Origin of the sequence: Azomonas macrocytogenes (genome assembly GCF_014191985.1) — a bacterium.
Taxonomy (GTDB): Bacteria; Pseudomonadota; Gammaproteobacteria; order Pseudomonadales; family Pseudomonadaceae; genus Azomonas; species Azomonas macrocytogenes.
Genome location: NZ_JACHXI010000003.1, coordinates 18,049 through 34,233, shown reverse-complemented (window position 1 = coordinate 34,233; position 16,185 = coordinate 18,049). Strand labels below are relative to the sequence as shown.

General features: G+C 49.4%; 8 protein-coding genes. All 8 read left to right on the top strand.

The window, feature by feature from the left end; translation table 11 throughout:
- Positions 1 to 3: 3 nt before the first annotated feature.
- Complete coding sequence (locus FHR87_RS04140) at positions 4 to 2,355, top strand: glycosyltransferase family 2 protein (RefSeq protein WP_246335779.1); 2,352 nt, start codon at positions 4 to 6, stop codon at positions 2,353 to 2,355.
- Between the two features lie 10 nt (positions 2,356 to 2,365).
- Positions 2,366 to 2,971, top strand: coding sequence for a class I SAM-dependent methyltransferase (locus tag FHR87_RS04135; protein ID WP_183165461.1), 606 nt, complete (start codon positions 2,366 to 2,368; stop codon positions 2,969 to 2,971).
- Between the two features lie 263 nt (positions 2,972 to 3,234).
- Positions 3,235 to 5,658 carry a coiled-coil domain-containing protein gene (locus FHR87_RS04130; protein ID WP_183165460.1) on the top strand — a complete coding sequence of 808 codons (2,424 nt, stop codon included), beginning with the start codon at positions 3,235 to 3,237 and terminating at the stop codon, positions 5,656 to 5,658.
- The gene (locus FHR87_RS04125; protein ID WP_183165459.1) at positions 5,655 to 7,940 is read left to right on the top strand and encodes a coiled-coil domain-containing protein; all 2,286 of its coding nucleotides are present in this window, start codon (positions 5,655 to 5,657) and stop codon (positions 7,938 to 7,940) included. The genes FHR87_RS04130 and FHR87_RS04125 overlap by 4 nt, the downstream gene beginning before the upstream one ends.
- A gap of 2 nt (positions 7,941 to 7,942) precedes the next feature.
- Complete coding sequence (locus FHR87_RS04120; RefSeq protein WP_183165458.1) at positions 7,943 to 8,569, top strand: hypothetical protein; 627 nt, start codon at positions 7,943 to 7,945, stop codon at positions 8,567 to 8,569.
- 91 nt (positions 8,570 to 8,660) lie between these two features.
- Entirely contained in the window at positions 8,661 to 12,158 is a 3,498-nt protein-coding gene (locus FHR87_RS04115; RefSeq protein ID WP_183165457.1) for a glycoside hydrolase family 99-like domain-containing protein, read from the top strand.
- Between the two features lie 142 nt (positions 12,159 to 12,300).
- On the top strand, positions 12,301 to 13,560 hold the full coding sequence (locus tag FHR87_RS04110; RefSeq protein WP_183165456.1) for a glycosyltransferase family 2 protein: 1,260 nt from the start codon (positions 12,301 to 12,303) through the stop codon (positions 13,558 to 13,560).
- A gap of 210 nt (positions 13,561 to 13,770) precedes the next feature.
- Positions 13,771 to 16,182 carry a hypothetical protein gene (locus tag FHR87_RS04105; protein ID WP_183165455.1) on the top strand — a complete coding sequence of 804 codons (2,412 nt, stop codon included), beginning with the start codon at positions 13,771 to 13,773 and terminating at the stop codon, positions 16,180 to 16,182.
- Positions 16,183 to 16,185: the final 3 nt, after the last annotated feature.

Below are 16,185 nucleotides of genomic sequence, written 5' to 3'. Positions count from 1 at the left end.
ATTATGAACCCTGCGCCCATTCAATATCTTGGCGAAATTACCGGCCTATACGGTGATGTATTGCAAGGCTGGGCCATGGATTCAAGCCAACCCGACCTCCGGCTGGCGGTGGAAATCTACATTGACCACATTTTTGTCGCCCTGGTCCGGGCCGATCAGGAACAGCCGCTGGATGTCGCAGGCGATGGCTTCCATGGTTTTGTCGCGCACCTACGCGAAAACTGGCTGACCAACGCCCGACATATTTCTGCCCGTATTGCCAACCAGGGTCCCTGGCTAGGCGGCCCCCTCGCACTACCACAGGAAAAACACAGTGCCAAACCGATGCCTGCAGCCACACAAGCCTGGCACACCGGTGGACTCAAGATAAAAGGCTGGGCCTGGGACCCGGCAGCACCCAGTCGCCATATCCAAGTACAGGCGCGTGAAAGTGAGCGCTGGCTGTCGAGCACCAAAGCCGATCAGCCTCACCCAGCCCTGGTTTACCGCACCACTTCCGACCACGGTTTCGACCTGGATTTACCGTGGGCGCTGGCCGACGGCCAACCCCACGACATCCATATCGAAACCGACCAGGGCATTCCGCTCACCGGTAGCCCGATCCGCCTCTGCCTGCATCTGGAAGGTTTCGAAGCACTATTACGCAGTTATTGGCCGAAAGAAGCGGCAAGTGCTGCGGCTCCAGCGCTACTCCAGCAGCTTGCCCGAACCCAGGATATCCATTTCCCGCGCAGCGCCGGCTTTAACCATTACCCAGCCTGGCACGCCTTGTTCCAGCAACCCAAGGCGCTGCCAAAAACAGTCGGCCAAGTGCTTGTCGTCTTGATCGGCCATGGCAGCGAACAGGCGGAATCGGTCAGTCGCGCCAGCATCAACCGGCAGCGCCTGCCCCAAACGCAGATTCGGGTGATTGCACCCACAGCAAGCGACCTGTTGACCGCGCTTGCAGAACTAGCTCCCGCGGCAAGCATCATCGTTCCGCTGCAACGTGGCGACCGCCTGCCCGAACATGCGCTGGATACCCTGCTTACCCATCTGGCCGGATCCGCTGCTGCCTGGGCCTATGCCGACTGTGACCAGGACGCAGCGGACGGCACGCGCAGCAATCCCTGGCTCAAGCCCGGCTGGGACGAAACATTGTTCTATGGGGCCGATCTCGTCACCCCTGGCGCGGCCTTCACCAGCACCACCGTGCTGCAAGCGATTACCCATCTGCGGAAAACCCGCCCTGCGATCCAGCCCGGTTGGCACCTGTTGCTGGCCAGTATCGTTGCCACTGATAGCGGGCCGGTCATGCACATTCCGCAAGTGCTCTACCACCGCCGCGCCGATGCACCCGCCAGCCCACACTTAACCTTACCGGATGGCGAGCGCCATGCCGCGCTCGACTGGCTGGCCCGGCAACGCATGCCTGGCGCCACTATCGCAGCCGTCAGTGACTATCCGGGCCTGACCCGCGTGCAATGGCCACTCCCTGAAAAGCTGCCACTGATCAGCCTGATCGTACCGACCCGCGACCAGTTGCAACTGCTGCGTCCTTGCATCGAGGGGCTGCTCGAAGGCACTGACTATCCGGCACTCGAAATCATCATCGTCGACAACGATTCATGCGTACCGGAAACCCTGGCCTACTTCGAGCAGGTTTCCGCGCGTGGCGTGCGCGTCCTGCCCTATCCGTATCCGTTCAACTATGCGGCCATCAACAACTGGGCCGTCGAACACGCCAGCGGCAGCATCATCGGCCTGGTCAACAATGATGTCGAAATTCTCGAACCCGGCTGGCTGAAGGAAATGCTCAGCCACCTGCTGCGCCCCGGCATCGGCGCAGTGGGCGCCAAACTCATATGGCCCAACGGCATGGTCCAGCATGGCGGCGTCGTGGTTGGCATCAATGGCCTGGCCGCACATACCGGCAACAACCTGATGCGCCAGGACGCAGGCTATCTCGGCTTCAACCAGATCGCTCGCGAGCAGAGCGTCGTCACCACCGCCTGCCTGCTGATGCGCAAGACCGACTACCTGCATCTGGGCGGCATGGACCCGGAGCACTTCCCCGTTACCTTCAATGACGTAGACCTATGCCTGCGCTTGGGCGAAACGGGCAAGCGCCTGGTATGGACCCCCTTCGCCAACCTGATCCATGCCGAATCGGCCAGCCGAGGCAAGGAAGACACACCGACCAAAGCTGCACGTGCCGGGCGTGAATACAGGCACTTTATCCAGCGCTGGACCCAGGCAGGCCAGATCGACCCTTACTACCACCCCTGCCTCAGCACCGATTACCTGGCCGGCCCCTATGGCGGACTCGCCCTGCCACCAAGCGATACCACACCGCGCAGCAAAGCCATTCGATAAAGGCAACCCGATGAAAATTACCTACGACGATCTGGCCAGCTTTATTCCCAGCCTGCACCAACCGGGCGAAAAAACCCTGCTGAATATCGGCTGTGGCACTGTCGGCCCGGAACGCCTGCCGGAATGCTTCAAATCATCCTCATGGCGTGAGATTCGTCTGGATATCGACAAGCGAGTCAAACCTGACGTCGTGGCCAGCTTTATTGATATGAAAACTGTGAACGATGCCACAATCGATGCCGTCTGGTCGTCGCATAATCTGGAGCATCTGGAAAGCTTCGAAGTACCCAAAGCCCTGGCAGAAATCCACCGCGTACTCAAACCCGGTGGCTTCGCCTTGATCACGCTGCCTGACCTGGAACGCATTGCCCAACTGATCGTAGATGGCCAACTGGAAACCGTGCTCTACACCTCACCCGCCGGTCCAATCACACCACTGGACATGCTGTTCGGCCACCAAGTATCGATCTCTCGGGGCAACCATTACATGGCGCATCGCACGGGGTTCACTGCCGAGCGCCTGGGCAATCAACTGACCAAGGCAGGATTCGAGGAGGTACGGGTAATGTCAGGGAAGTCGTTTGATCTTTGGACAGTAGCTCGGATAGCTGCTTGAAACATGATTATTCACTAATGCCGGCATTCGGCGCTCATCACCGCTGCCAACCCCCTCAATTGTTATTTAGTGACAGACCGCCTATGAAAAGCCTGTGCATTACCGGCAGCGTTCAACAAAACCTCGACAGGTTCGCCCAAGACCTTGGCAAAGCAGGTGCCACAGCCGCGCTTCCTGCCACTAGTGACCCTGCAATGTCACTCACCGCATGGCACCAAAAAGTGCTTGCCATTGAGCCAGTCGGAGGAGCGAACCACACTTCCTTGATTACGCTTGATCAAGTGTGGGAGCAATTAGCCGAAGACATATTCCTAGCTAATCATAACGAACCGCTCTGGTACTGGGCCGATGCCAATAGCGTTCATGTCCTGGAGTTCTGGCTCGACTTCGACCCCAACATCTTTTTCATACTCCTGCATACCTCTCCTCATGAAGCATTGCTAGGCGCGATCAGGCAGGGAGCTGATAACCTCGAAGCCTTGCAGACTACTTTGGATGACTGGTACACCCGTACCCAACTGATCCTGCGCTTTCATTTACGCCATCCGGCATCCAGTGTTCTGCTCGACAGCAGTAATGTATTTACACATACCAGCGCCTATCTCGAAGCACTCGCTAAGCGCTGGCAGTTACCACTGGAAATTTACGCCATTGAGCATCACCAACATGCCGACGATGCGCCAGTGGCCATCTATCTGGTCGACAAGTTTCTGAAAAGTTGCCCTCAGGCGCTCAGCCTACACAACGAAGTTCAAGCCAGTCTGTTTTTGATTGGCGTTGATGAGCCTCCAACACCAACTTTCGATTTAAACATCGCATTCACTGATTACTTCGAAGCGCGCAGCCGGTTCCTGGATGAACAAGCGGACAACGCCTCGCTGCGTCAGATAATGGATGCGAACCATAGGCAGCTGGCTCAGACCCAAGAACAAGCCGAACAGTATCAACAAGAACTTTTAGAAGCCCGCAGTAGACTGGAAATCAGTGAGAAAGAAAACCAGCTTCTGCTCGCCCAGCTGCATCAAACCCAGGAGGACTTCGAAAAACAAATCCTGGAAGGCCAGGCCAAGAACCTGCAGCTCGAAAAACTGAGTACAGAACATATCGCTCTCACTGCCAAATACGGAGAACAGACCAAGCTCGCCAGCGAGCGCAAGGCCCAGGCCCAGGCTCTCGCCAAGGAAAAGGCCGACCTGCTCGCCAGCCGCGACGCCTTGAACAAGGAAAAAACCGACCTCACCGCCGCTCGCGATGCCCTGGCCAAGGAGAAAACCATTCTCGTCGCGGCCCGCGACGAACAGGCCAAGCTTGCCAGCGAGCGCAAGGTCCTGGCCGATGCTCTCGCCAAGGAAAAAGCCGACCTGCTTGCCAGCCGTGAAGCCTTGAGCAAGGAAAAAATCGACCTCACCGCTGCTCGCGACGCCCTGGCCAAGGAGAAAACCGTTCTCGTCGGGGCCCATGACGAGCAGACCAAGCTCGCCAACGAACGCAAGGTCCAGATTGACACACTCACTAGAGAAAATAGCGATCTCCTTGCCAAACGGCATACCTTGGACAAAGAGTGCAAGCAACAGCATAGCAAGCTTGATGAGTCGGAAAACGAAAATCAGCGACTGCTCATCCAGCTCCATCAGACCCAGGAAGAGCTAGAGGGTTACCTCTTGCGATATCAAGCCGCCCAATCACAGTTGGATGAACAACGAGCACGTTTGCAAAAAATGCTCAAGCAGCAGCCTGATTATTGGGACTTCGACACCCTCGAAATCAACGTACTGGAAAGCGACGGCAACCAGCAAGTCGCCCAGTGGCGCTTGACCGAACTCTATATTGGCGGACGGCTGATTTCCGAAATTCGCTTCAAGACCTGTCTCGCCAATGGTCTTGCAAGTATTGTCATCCAGCGGACAGAAGGTACAGCCTCACCTGCTCCACTACTGCGCTGGCCGAACGGCTTCGCCACAGCGGAAGAGCTACCGTGTATCCCGACTCGAGGTCTAGCTACCCAAGGCAACAATGCCATACTGAGCGGGCTAAGCACTTCCGACTGGAATACTCTCCAACACCTTGCGAAGCAACTGGCCGGACTTCTCGCGCAACCGACAGATGGCCGGGTACCTAAGCAACTGAATGCCCCTGCCCTGCGCAACGGGCTGCTCGCCTTTGCCAAGACCCTAGCCGGCTGGCCCATAATGCTTCGCCACGATAGTATCCAGCTCCAGGAAACGCTTCGCACCCAAGGCTATGAACGCCTGGTGATTAGCCTCAGCAATCTGAGCCTCGGCCATCATCACTGGCCCGCCTTCGACTACCGCCTTGCTACTGTCGACATCGAGCCATACCCCTTCGGCCAGAACCCCCGCCTCGAGTTTCCCGACGGTAGCGCTCGGGATGTCTTACAAAACTGGTTTGCGGAAAGCGACGATAGCCACGGCCCTCGCCTGGAATTACGCTTCGCCCAACCAAACGCTATGGATATCCGTGTATGGGGGGCATTGAGTCAGAACGATCAACAGCTGATTAGCGCCTTGATCAAGGTCCTTCCCCTCCAGCTCGAAGAGCTCAGACAGGCCATCCCCAACGCTAGCAGACCATGGCAAGACTGGCAGACCCTGGCTGACACACTCAAAAACATCCTGGCCAGCATGGTCACCCGCAAAAATTCTACTCTTGCAGGAGTCACGGAATGATGAACGAAAACAGGCAAATGCCTCCCCAACAACAAACTGTTAATCTTCTGCAAACAATTTTTCCACCTCAGTCGGTCATTCTCGTCGGTGCCAACCAAAGCAACCCGCACCGACTCGACTGGCAGAACATTCAACCTGAAAATGTCCTGTTGATTGATGCCAGCCAGGAAGTACTGACAGAAATCAAGCAAAGCGCCAGCCCCGCCTCCGGTTGGCAAATGCGCAACGCCGTGCTTGCCGAAAGCTCGGGAGAGGCCTCGTTCTTTTACGCCAGCAATCCCAGCGAAGATGGTCTTATCCATCCTCAGAAGCTCACCAAATTCTGGGCGAATCTACGCACTACAGGCCAACAGGTCTGTGCAACTCAAACACTGCAAACGCTTTTTTCCGAACCGAAGCTAACCTCGCTCGTCTCAGTCAAGAACACTTGGCTCGTCATCAATTGCCTGCCGGCATTACGCATCCTGCAGGGTGCCGGCTCCCTGCTGAAGCAATGGAAAGTTCTATGGGTGCGGGTATTGCTCGTCCCTCTCGAAGATGACGAGCCCGGTACGACCCTGGCAGAGATCAAACATTACCTTGCCGACCACAATTACCATTGCATCGGTTGGTTCGAAGAAAACCATCCCCACATCGGCCAAGCCATCTTCCTGCAGGATACCGAGAAACTGCTCGAACAAGAAAATGTTCGACTTGCTAGCGCATGTACTGCACTGGATGCGGAAAAGCTAACTTTGTTTGATGAGCACACAGTATTGCGCCAAGATAAAAGCGCTCTCGAAGCCGAACGGACCACGCTAACGCAAATCAATATTGGCCTTGCCAAAAAACGTGATGTTCTTCAGAAACGCCAAGTTGAACTCAGAGCGTCCTACGATGTGTTGATAGAGAAAAAAAACGGGGTGCTCACTGAGCGCAACACGCTCTATCAGGAAAAAACTGAACTCCAAGCCGAACGCGACACCCTGGCCAAAGAGAAAACCGCTCTCGTCGCGGCCCGCGACGAACAGACTAAGCTCGCCAGCGAGCGCAAGGTCCAGCTCGACGTACTATCCAAGGAAAAGGCCGACCTGCTCGCCAGCCGTGACGCCTTGAGCAAGGAAAAAATCGACCTCTCCGCCGCTCGCGATACCCTGGCCAAAGAGAAAGCCGCTCTCGTCGCGGCCTGCGACGAACAGGCCAAGCTCGCCAGCGAGCGCAAGGCCCAGGCCGATGCTCTGGCCAAGGAAAAGGCCGACCTGCTCGCCAGCCGTGACGCCTTGAACAAGGAAAAAACCGATCTCACCGCCGCTCGCGATACCCTGGCCAAAGAGAAAACCGCTCTCGTCGCGGCCCGTGACGAGCAGACCAAGCTCGCCAACGAGCGCAAAGTCCAGGCCGAGACTCTTGCCAAGGAAAAGGCCGACCTGATCGCCAGCAGTGACGCCTTGAACAAGGAAAAAACCGCTCTCACCGCCGCTCGCGATACCCTGGCCAAGGAGAAAACCGCTCTCGTCGCCGCCCGTGACGAGCAGGCCAAGCTCGCCAACGAGCGCAAAGTCCAGGCCGAGACTCTTGCCAAGGAAAAGGCCGACCTGATCGCCAGCCGCGACGGCTTGAGCAGGGAAAAAACCGATCTCACTGCCGCTCGCGACGCCCTGGCTAAAGAGAAAACTGCTCTCATCTCGGCCCGCGATGAACAAGCCAAGCTCGCCAACGAGCGCAAGGCCCAGGCCGAGACTCTTGCCAAGGAAAAGGCCGACCTGCTCGCCAGCCGCGACGCCTTGAGCAAGGAAAAAAACGACCTCACTGCCGCTCGCGATACCCTGGCCAAGGAGAAAGCCGCTCTCGTCGCGGCCCGTGACGAACAGGCCAAGCTCGCCAGCGAGCGCAGGGCCCAAGCCGATGCGCTCGCCAAGGAAAAGGCCGACCTGCTCGCCAGCCGTGACGCCTTGAGCAAGGAAAAAAACGACCTCACCGCCGCTCGCGACGCCCTGGCCAAGGAGAAAGCCGCTCTCGTCGCGGCCCGTGACGAACAGGCCAAGCTCGCCAACGAGCACAAGGTCCGCATCGAAGCCCTCAGCGTCCAGCTTGAGGAGCAAACAGAAAAAACCAATGCGCTTCTCCTTACCCAGGACAGCCAGACCCTGCTTCTTTCTGAGCGCAATAGCCAACTCTACCAATTCGAAGCCGAACACAGCGAGAACCTCGCGAGACTTCGGCTGATGCAGGACGAACTGGTGAAAGGCGAGGCTCAGATCGAGCTCATCAAGGACCTCCTGCTTCGCGAACCGGGACTTTGACCATGCTGAATGGATTAACAAAATGGATTCGCCATCTCTTCGGCTCCAGGCCCCATGAGCCCGAGCAAGATGAAGTCGATGCACTTGTGTTCTCCGAAGAACCATCTTCAACCGACAAAAAGGTCACGGCACTTGCCGAAAAGAACATCAGGGTCGTCCCTTATGACGAGAATTTGCTCGAACGTGCCCGTAGTCAATGGCAGTTCGGTGATTGGGAGAGCCTCGTCAAGCTCGAACATAGCACGCTGCAGCACCATCCAGACCGAGCAAAGCTCGCTCTGCTGGCAGCTTCGGGACACTTCCAGCAAGGTAACGTCGCCGTGGCTAAAGAACTCATCCAGTTGGCCCAAAATTGGGGCTGCAGCAAGCATCTACTCGGACAAGTGTTAATCGCCGGCGTACATAACAGCCTGGGGCGTGCAGCAGCAAGCATGAGCGACAAGGAACGAGCCATGGCCCACTTCGGCAATGCCGTATCCTTGGTCACCCCCGGAAGCGATCTTCGCCTCGTCACCCGAGCCCGGACGCTCGAACAATATTCCCAACTCGGCCACTCGCCCACCGAACTGCTACATCTCGACCTTAAGTTACCTTCCAAAAATACACAGGAAGAAACGACTACTTTCTAACGAGAAATCTAACAACTGCCGTAGATCCACTTCCACTGATAAATATCCATGTATAACGCAAAGAATAACTTTATCTGAGTTTCGGAACCTCATGACCACACTTCAAACACTCTCTTCACTAACCCAAGGTAATATCGCAGCACGCAACAAAGACTATGTAACAGCTATTGCGCATTATATGTACGCTGCGCGCAACACACCTGAACTTGCCAAAATACTTACCTGTAATATCCGCATGGCACAACGAAAGTACCGCCACCAGCGGGACAAGGTATCCAGGCTGCGTATTGCCATATGCAGTACATCACTCGTAGATGGCAGGTCGGGCCGAATTCATGCATTTACCAATATCTATAATGACTTCGCCGATATAGAATTGATTGGTATCTCCAGCCAATTAGGCCATCCCGAAGAAGAGGCCGCACGGGCAGGTAGTGCATCGAAGCCCAATCGGTTCTTGGCTATACTTGATGATAATAATTCTCTCAATAAAGTCATAGACTTCATTTCCAGCTCTCCATTCGATAGTCTGCACCTTTTCAATCCTTGCGTCAGAACACTGCTAATTGGCACACTATACAAAATAATCTGGAATGCGAAGGTATTGATCGATATCGATGATGAGGCTCTTCTACTTGAAGATTTAGAATTGACCGGTGTGCTTGATACATACACCCACGAGAACCAGGCTTACCCTAGTCTGTCATCATTGAAAAGCGAAGAGTGGCTAAAAATCTCTCTCAACTTTGCCAAAGAATTTGATGGTATAACAGCATCCAGTACGGCAGTACAGCAACGATTTGGCGGAGAACTTATCAGTCACGCTTTGGAAGAAAAAAATATTCTGAAGCTTAAACATAGCATCGAAAATACTACCTCCAGATCTCTATCACAGGCCATGGCCAAATTGGCCAGCATTTTTATACCTCAGCTTGCTCAATTACTGCAGGAACAAAAAAATCCCAGCCTATATCACTTAGAAAGTGACACGCTCGTTCAATATAGACCGGAAAACCAGAAAACTTTGAGTGATAGTGCTACCGTAGAGCTCATTACTAGCGCTGTAGAACCACCTCAAGTTAAATTCGAACTCAATAAACATATACTGGAAAAAATAAATAAGCTGAACCTGTTCAATGCAAACTGGTATATCAAGGAATATTCTCTGAATATATCTACGCAAGAAGCACTTCAGCATTATTTTATCCACGGTATCGAGCAAGACCTAAACCCGAGTGACAGGTTTAATACAAGCTTCTACAAGCGCTCGAATCCAGACATCGTGAGCTCCGGCGTAAATCCATTTATCCATTATGCTACGCAAGGCGTCAACGAGGGTAGACAGCCACTGCCTATAGAAAACACCGTTGCGCTATCCAATAGTGGCTCATCTCAAAGTTACTCAGCCCAGCTGGATGACTATACACTGGGAAAAATTAACACGCTGAATCTATTTGATGCGAATTGGTATATTAATGAATACTCCTTAAACATAACTACCAACGAGGCACTTGACCACTACCTCAACTTCGGCATCGAACAAAATTTCAATCCAAGCAATAAATTCAACACACGCTACTATAAGCGCTCGAATCCTGATGTCATGAACTTCGGTGCAAACCCATTTATTCATTATGCCGTACAAGGAGTGAATGAAGGCAGGCTTCCACTTCCCTTGGATCTCGCCCAAATATCCACCGAGCAAAAAATAATCGATCAACAATACGTCCCCTATCGCAAAATTGACTCCATTGAAGTCAAAACTCCCGCGAAGGTTATCTGCTTTTACCTTCCGCAATTTCATGCGATACCAGAAAACGATAAATGGTGGGGTACAGGCTTCACTGAATGGACAAACGTAAAACCCGCACAACCACAATTCGAAGGTCATTATCAGCCACACGAGCCGGATGTGTTTGGCTATTACAACCTGCTTGATACGGAGGTCCAGCGGAAACAAGTCGAGCTTGCCAAAAACTATGGAGTGGGAGGTTTTTGCTTCTACTATTATTGGTTCGGTGGCAAACGCCTGCTTGAAAAGCCCGTGGAAAACTATCTCAACGACAAGTCTCTCAATCTTCCCTTCTGCCTTTGCTGGGCTAATGAAAACTGGAGCAGACGCTGGGATGGCTTGGAGAATGACATTTTGATGGGGCAGAACCATTGTCCCGAAGATGATTTGGCCTTTATCAAGAGCTTGGCTCCGTACCTGAAAGATAGCCGGTACATCAGGATTGGTGGAAAACCGCTCGTGATTATCTATCGTCCCGGTCTTTTCCCTGACCCAATGGGAACCGGGAAATTCTGGAGGCAATGGTGCCGTGAAAATGGCATAGGCGAAATCCATTTGGCGTTGACACACTCCTTTGAAAAAACCCCTCCATATGAATATGGTTATGACTCAGTTGTCGAGTTCCCACCAAATAATACTGGAATACCAAACATTACCGCCCAAATCGAAGGCATAAACGAAGACTTTGCCGGCAGCATCTATGACTGGGGCACCTTGGTCAAACGCAGCGAAGACTATATAACGCCTGAGTATCCGGTTTTCCGAGGAGTGTGCCCCTCTTGGGACAATACCGCGCGAAAGAAAAAGAAAGGCTCGATCCTGTACGGAAGCTCTCCACGCCAATATCAGAACTGGCTATTCAATGCGATTGCCGATACCTCAAAACGTTGGAAGGGCACAGACCGCCTGGTGTTTGTCAATGCCTGGAATGAATGGGCCGAAGGTGCGCACCTTGAGCCGGATGCTCGCTACGGCTTCGCCTATCTGGAAGCCACACGAAACGCCTTGCTCAAAGCAAGCCTATGCCTGGAACAGCACAAGCCGTCCGTCGATAACGATACGCTTGCAGTAGTGGTTCACTCCTTTTATCCAGATATTCTGGAAGAAATCATCGAACGACTGAAAAAGACAGGCAATACCCAGCTAAAGCTGTTTGTCACATGTCCTGAAGATAAAGCGTCGGAAGTTGAAAATATTCTTGCCAGATCGGGCTTCGAGCATCTGCTTCTTCCCACGACAAACAGAGGACGGGATGTTCTTCCTTTCTTCAAGATACTTCCCCACATCTTCAATGGCCATCACCGTACCATTCTCAAACTACATACAAAAAAATCCAAGCATCGAGATGATGGCGACAAATGGCGCGACGATCTTTATGAAAAACTGATAAGTAGCATGACAGGTGCCCAACACCTATTCAAAGAAGTGCCAGAAATTGGCATGATCGGCCCGGCAGGCCATATCCTTCCCATGGACTCCTACTGGGGATCGAACGAGAAGAATGTTCTAAAACTTGCCGCCAGGCTTGGTATAAGTCAGGAGCAGGTATTCGACCTTCCATTTATTGCTGGCACGATGTTCTTTTGCCGTACCATTTCCCTCCTACCGCTTTACAAGCTGGTGGCAGAGGATGATTTCGAGCTGGAAGCCGGACAAACCGATGGAACTTTTGCACATGCGATGGAAAGGATATTTCCTATTTTAATGATCTCTTTAAATCTAAAAATAATCGATACAGATAATAATGACTCAAAAGGAACCAATATAAGTGAATATGCTTATGCTCAAAAAGGATGATATAAATATCCAAATAAATCTGTAATTAAATCCACCATAAGCCTTCAATTTATTCAACTTAAAAAACCCCACAACCTATCAAAAAATAGCAGATATTAGAACCCAAAAAATATCTCACCAAACACTTACAGGTGGACTATAAATGCGCATTGCCTGCCTAATGATGCAAAAGAACGAAATAGATCTATTAGAAAAATGGATAATTCATCATGGAGACATATTTGGATTTGAAAATCTCTACATATTCGACAACGGCTCTACAGATGAAAAAATAAAAATAATATCTAATGAATTCACCAAAAAAGGAGTAAATTTCTTTTTTGACTTTAACACACCCACCGACTTCGAAAATAAAGGAAAAATTATTGGCAGAAAAATAATCGAGCTAGATAGTAAAGAAAAATATGATTTCTTCATACCACTCGACTGCGATGAATTTGTCGGCGTATTAAATGCGAATGGAGAATACTCTTGTCAGCGTGAAGATATCGATAAAGAACTTGCATATCATATAAAATCAGAAGATGTCTTATTATTTAAATGGCAATGCTTTAACTCACCAATAAATAAAAACTCGTTTCAAATACAATCTACTAGAAAGTGCTTTTTTAGATCAAAAACATTTGACAGTATGGATGTTGGGTTTCACTGGGGTAAAAGTCGACTAAGCGGTGGAGAGCATCATACATCCTTAATCCAATTCCACTTTCACAATAAACCATTCGAAATTTTACGCGAGCACGCCAAAGAAAAATTAAAACTCAGAGTAAAATCATTTGAGCCTGACTCACTTAAAAACTACGATGGCCCCGGACTTCACATGATCAAATACTTCCTAGCAACCGAAAAAGACTATCTATCAGAGTTCACAAAAATATCTCATCAGAAAATAAATTGCCTAGAAAAAAGATTCAAAAAACTTGGATTAGCTTGGCCATATGAGTCTTATCTCGTAGCAGCACAAGATATTTTTTCTGAAGATTATTCGCGATTAGAAGCACTTGCTAAAGCCTTCGGACTACAGCCATTAACCTCCTCACACGAATACGTTAAAGGGAATATAGACCATATTTCACTTCAGAACCAAACCCTAAGACTATCTGGATGGGGGGCTGACAATCTCGGTAATACCCTAAAGCATTTCAGGATCGTAATAAATAATGAAGCTCTCATCATTATCAAAGACATCAAGACCATTAACAGACCTGATGTAATCAAGCATCATGCCAATTTAGAAATTAATTGTGGGTTCGAGCTAGAAATCCCTACAACAAAGATAATGTCCTTCACATCAACAATAAAGGATATTAAAATTTATGCCACACAAAATCATACCTCGCTCGGGAATAGTATTCACCTAGGTCAAGAGGCGCTACTTAACTTAAAAAGTCTAACATATTGAAAGCATTAGACACTTTATAACTTTCAAGAAAACTAGGCTAGTTACAGCTAGCCAAGGATTTCAGGGCTTATAAAACATCCCTGATACTTCAGGAAGCATAATAATCAAAGAGGATTTCAATCACTAAAAGCATTTTAGCATAATAGACTACAATGACTACTGAATGCATATTCGAGGAGCAACCAAAAACTATACTATTGAAATTTTCAGATGCTATTAACTGGAATATTGCAGAGATACTATTTAATTTCAAAAATTAAATTCATATTACATAAAATCATAACTTCCAAAGTAAAGCAAGCAGGCAATATGACTTCTAGAAAAAAGCTGTATGATTTTCGCTTTGGCAGCGAAAAAACACTCAACTCAAACATTTTTCCTATTTCAAAGAAAACAATACTTGATGAAATAAAATCATATGGCTGGATTAAGAATTATGATCAAATTTTTGATCGTGACCGCCAAGAGCCCTCACCAGAGCTACGTCATTTTGCTCTTGGTCTTGAACCAGCAACATTTCGGCTTCGTATCCAACCTGGACTGTATAAAATCATAGCAACAATAGGAGATAACTTATACGCTGACCATATAACTATCATCGAAGTAACTGGACTCAACAGTTCAATTCCCCCCATCAAAACACGACTGGATGTATACAATACAATATCTTTTTGTGTACAGAGCACTGAGAACCATATAGATTTCAAATTTAGCTCTCCGTGCAACAACTGGATAATTAATAGGATTGAGATAGAGCAAACCGATGAATTAGAACCGATAAAAATGAATAAGGACTGTTACTTTAAAGACAAATGGAAAATATTACCAGAGTCAGAGAACGGCCCGCATTCACTACTTTCTAATTTTATTAGTAACCCCACACCAAAACCATATATTTCTCCAACCAATATAGGATGTACAGACTATCTCCAAGCGATTGAGGAAGGTATACGATTTTTTATAAACTATCAAAACGAGTATGGCGCAATAATCGACCCTTATCTTAAAAAAGAATTCCAATATGCAACTCCTTGCTTTGCATTTGCAGCTGGGCTAATCGCTAGCAAGAGAAATGACTCTAAACTTCTCAACGCTGCTATCCAAGCTTTTGAGTGGGCTAGTCAGTCACTTGCTAAACGAGAAGCCGCAACTGCCCATGAAGATTTTTATCCATCGCCGCTTGCACATGCGTATGCAATTCTGAAAGATAAAGTTGATCAGGAGACTCAAAAACGTTGGCAATCTCGACTACTTGCGATGGATCCCTTTGATATATACCGACACGTAGTAGGCGGATCAGCCGGACCTGGTTCAAACTGGAATTGTAAAGCTCTTGCAGGTGAATATTTATTTGTTCGGCAAGGCTTAAGAGACTCGTCAGAATTTATATGGAGCTCCTTGCTTGCACAAGGCCGCCTTTTTGATAACGAGTTTGGTCTATACTCAGAAGGACCTTTTGTCTACGATATTTTCCCACGAGCTTGGCTATATGACATGTTACAAGCTGGATTTAGTGGCCCTAACCAGCTAGCCATAGAAGAAAGTTTGGATAGAGGTGCTATAACTAGTCTATTTATGCAAGGCCCTACTGGAGCACTACCGATTGGAGGGAGAAGCGGATTACACCTATGGGGAGACGCCTTACAGATATTAATATTTGAAATAGCTGCAATACGCTGGTCACGACGGGGATTACCGCTAATTGCAGGAGTTTTTAAACGAGCCGCCAGAAGGACTTTTTCCTCACTGAAAGAATGGAAGCGCCCGACTGGTGAATACTGGATTGTAAAGAATAAAGTAGACCCATTGCTTCGGCATGGTTATGAAGCCTACTCGTCTCACTCTCAATACAATCTTCTACTTCTTACCATTATTGGCTATGCATACGAGCATGGACTAGAAACTGAATCAATAGAGGAGCGAATAACCCCAACTGAATACGGCGGTTATTACTTGAATCTACCAAAGCCTTTTAACAGCATCATTGCCAATTCCTCTGGAACCTCTATTCAAATTACTAAAGAGGGTTATCCTCATCAAACTCCACGAGGTCTTGTCAGAATTCAGTTTCTTGGACTGCATCCATCACTACCAATCTCTGAAGGCTCCGTTCAATCTAGACATTATCATCTAGATAATACAGATAGCAGCAGCCTTGCATTCGGTCTTGTTTGGAAACGCCTAAAACAAGAAGAAAGTTTCTTTAACCCAGACTCATCCCAAATTGAAACCAAGGCATACTCAAGCGTAGTAGACTCGAAAATAACCAGATTACATGTCGAATATCAGTCAAAAGAAGAAAACTCCATCTCAATTACAGAAGATTACGAACTTAGTAATCGTCAAGTACATATCCAATACGAAATTAATGGCCCCATCGAAAATACTGAACTCCGTTGGCCTATTTTTCAGGGAGATGGACAAGACGAATCCAAACTATCCTTAAGTAAAAATGCATTAGAATTAACCTTCAAAGGTCACCAAATTCGCTATTCATGCAGCGGTGTGAGTGAAATTATAATATCTAGTGAGCGCTATGCGCATCGTGGTGGCTATATATATGTAGCCTCAGCAAAGCTATTAAAAAATCGGTCCTGCTGTCTAACAATCACTCATCTATAAGTC

What these genes read in the sequence shown, in the direction of transcription:
- FHR87_RS04140 (WP_246335779.1), top strand. Translation starts at nt 4, where the DNA reads ATGAACCCTGCGCCCATTCAATATCTTGGCGAAATTACCGGCCTATAC.
- FHR87_RS04135 (WP_183165461.1), top strand. Translation starts at nt 2,366, where the DNA reads ATGAAAATTACCTACGACGATCTGGCCAGCTTTATTCCCAGCCTGCAC.
- FHR87_RS04125 (WP_183165459.1), top strand. Translation starts at nt 5,655, where the DNA reads ATGATGAACGAAAACAGGCAAATGCCTCCCCAACAACAAACTGTTAAT.
- FHR87_RS04120 (WP_183165458.1), top strand. Translation starts at nt 7,943, where the DNA reads ATGCTGAATGGATTAACAAAATGGATTCGCCATCTCTTCGGCTCCAGG.
- FHR87_RS04115 (WP_183165457.1), top strand. Translation starts at nt 8,661, where the DNA reads ATGACCACACTTCAAACACTCTCTTCACTAACCCAAGGTAATATCGCA.
- FHR87_RS04110 (WP_183165456.1), top strand. Translation starts at nt 12,301, where the DNA reads ATGCGCATTGCCTGCCTAATGATGCAAAAGAACGAAATAGATCTATTA.
- FHR87_RS04105 (WP_183165455.1), top strand. Translation starts at nt 13,771, where the DNA reads ATGCTATTAACTGGAATATTGCAGAGATACTATTTAATTTCAAAAATT.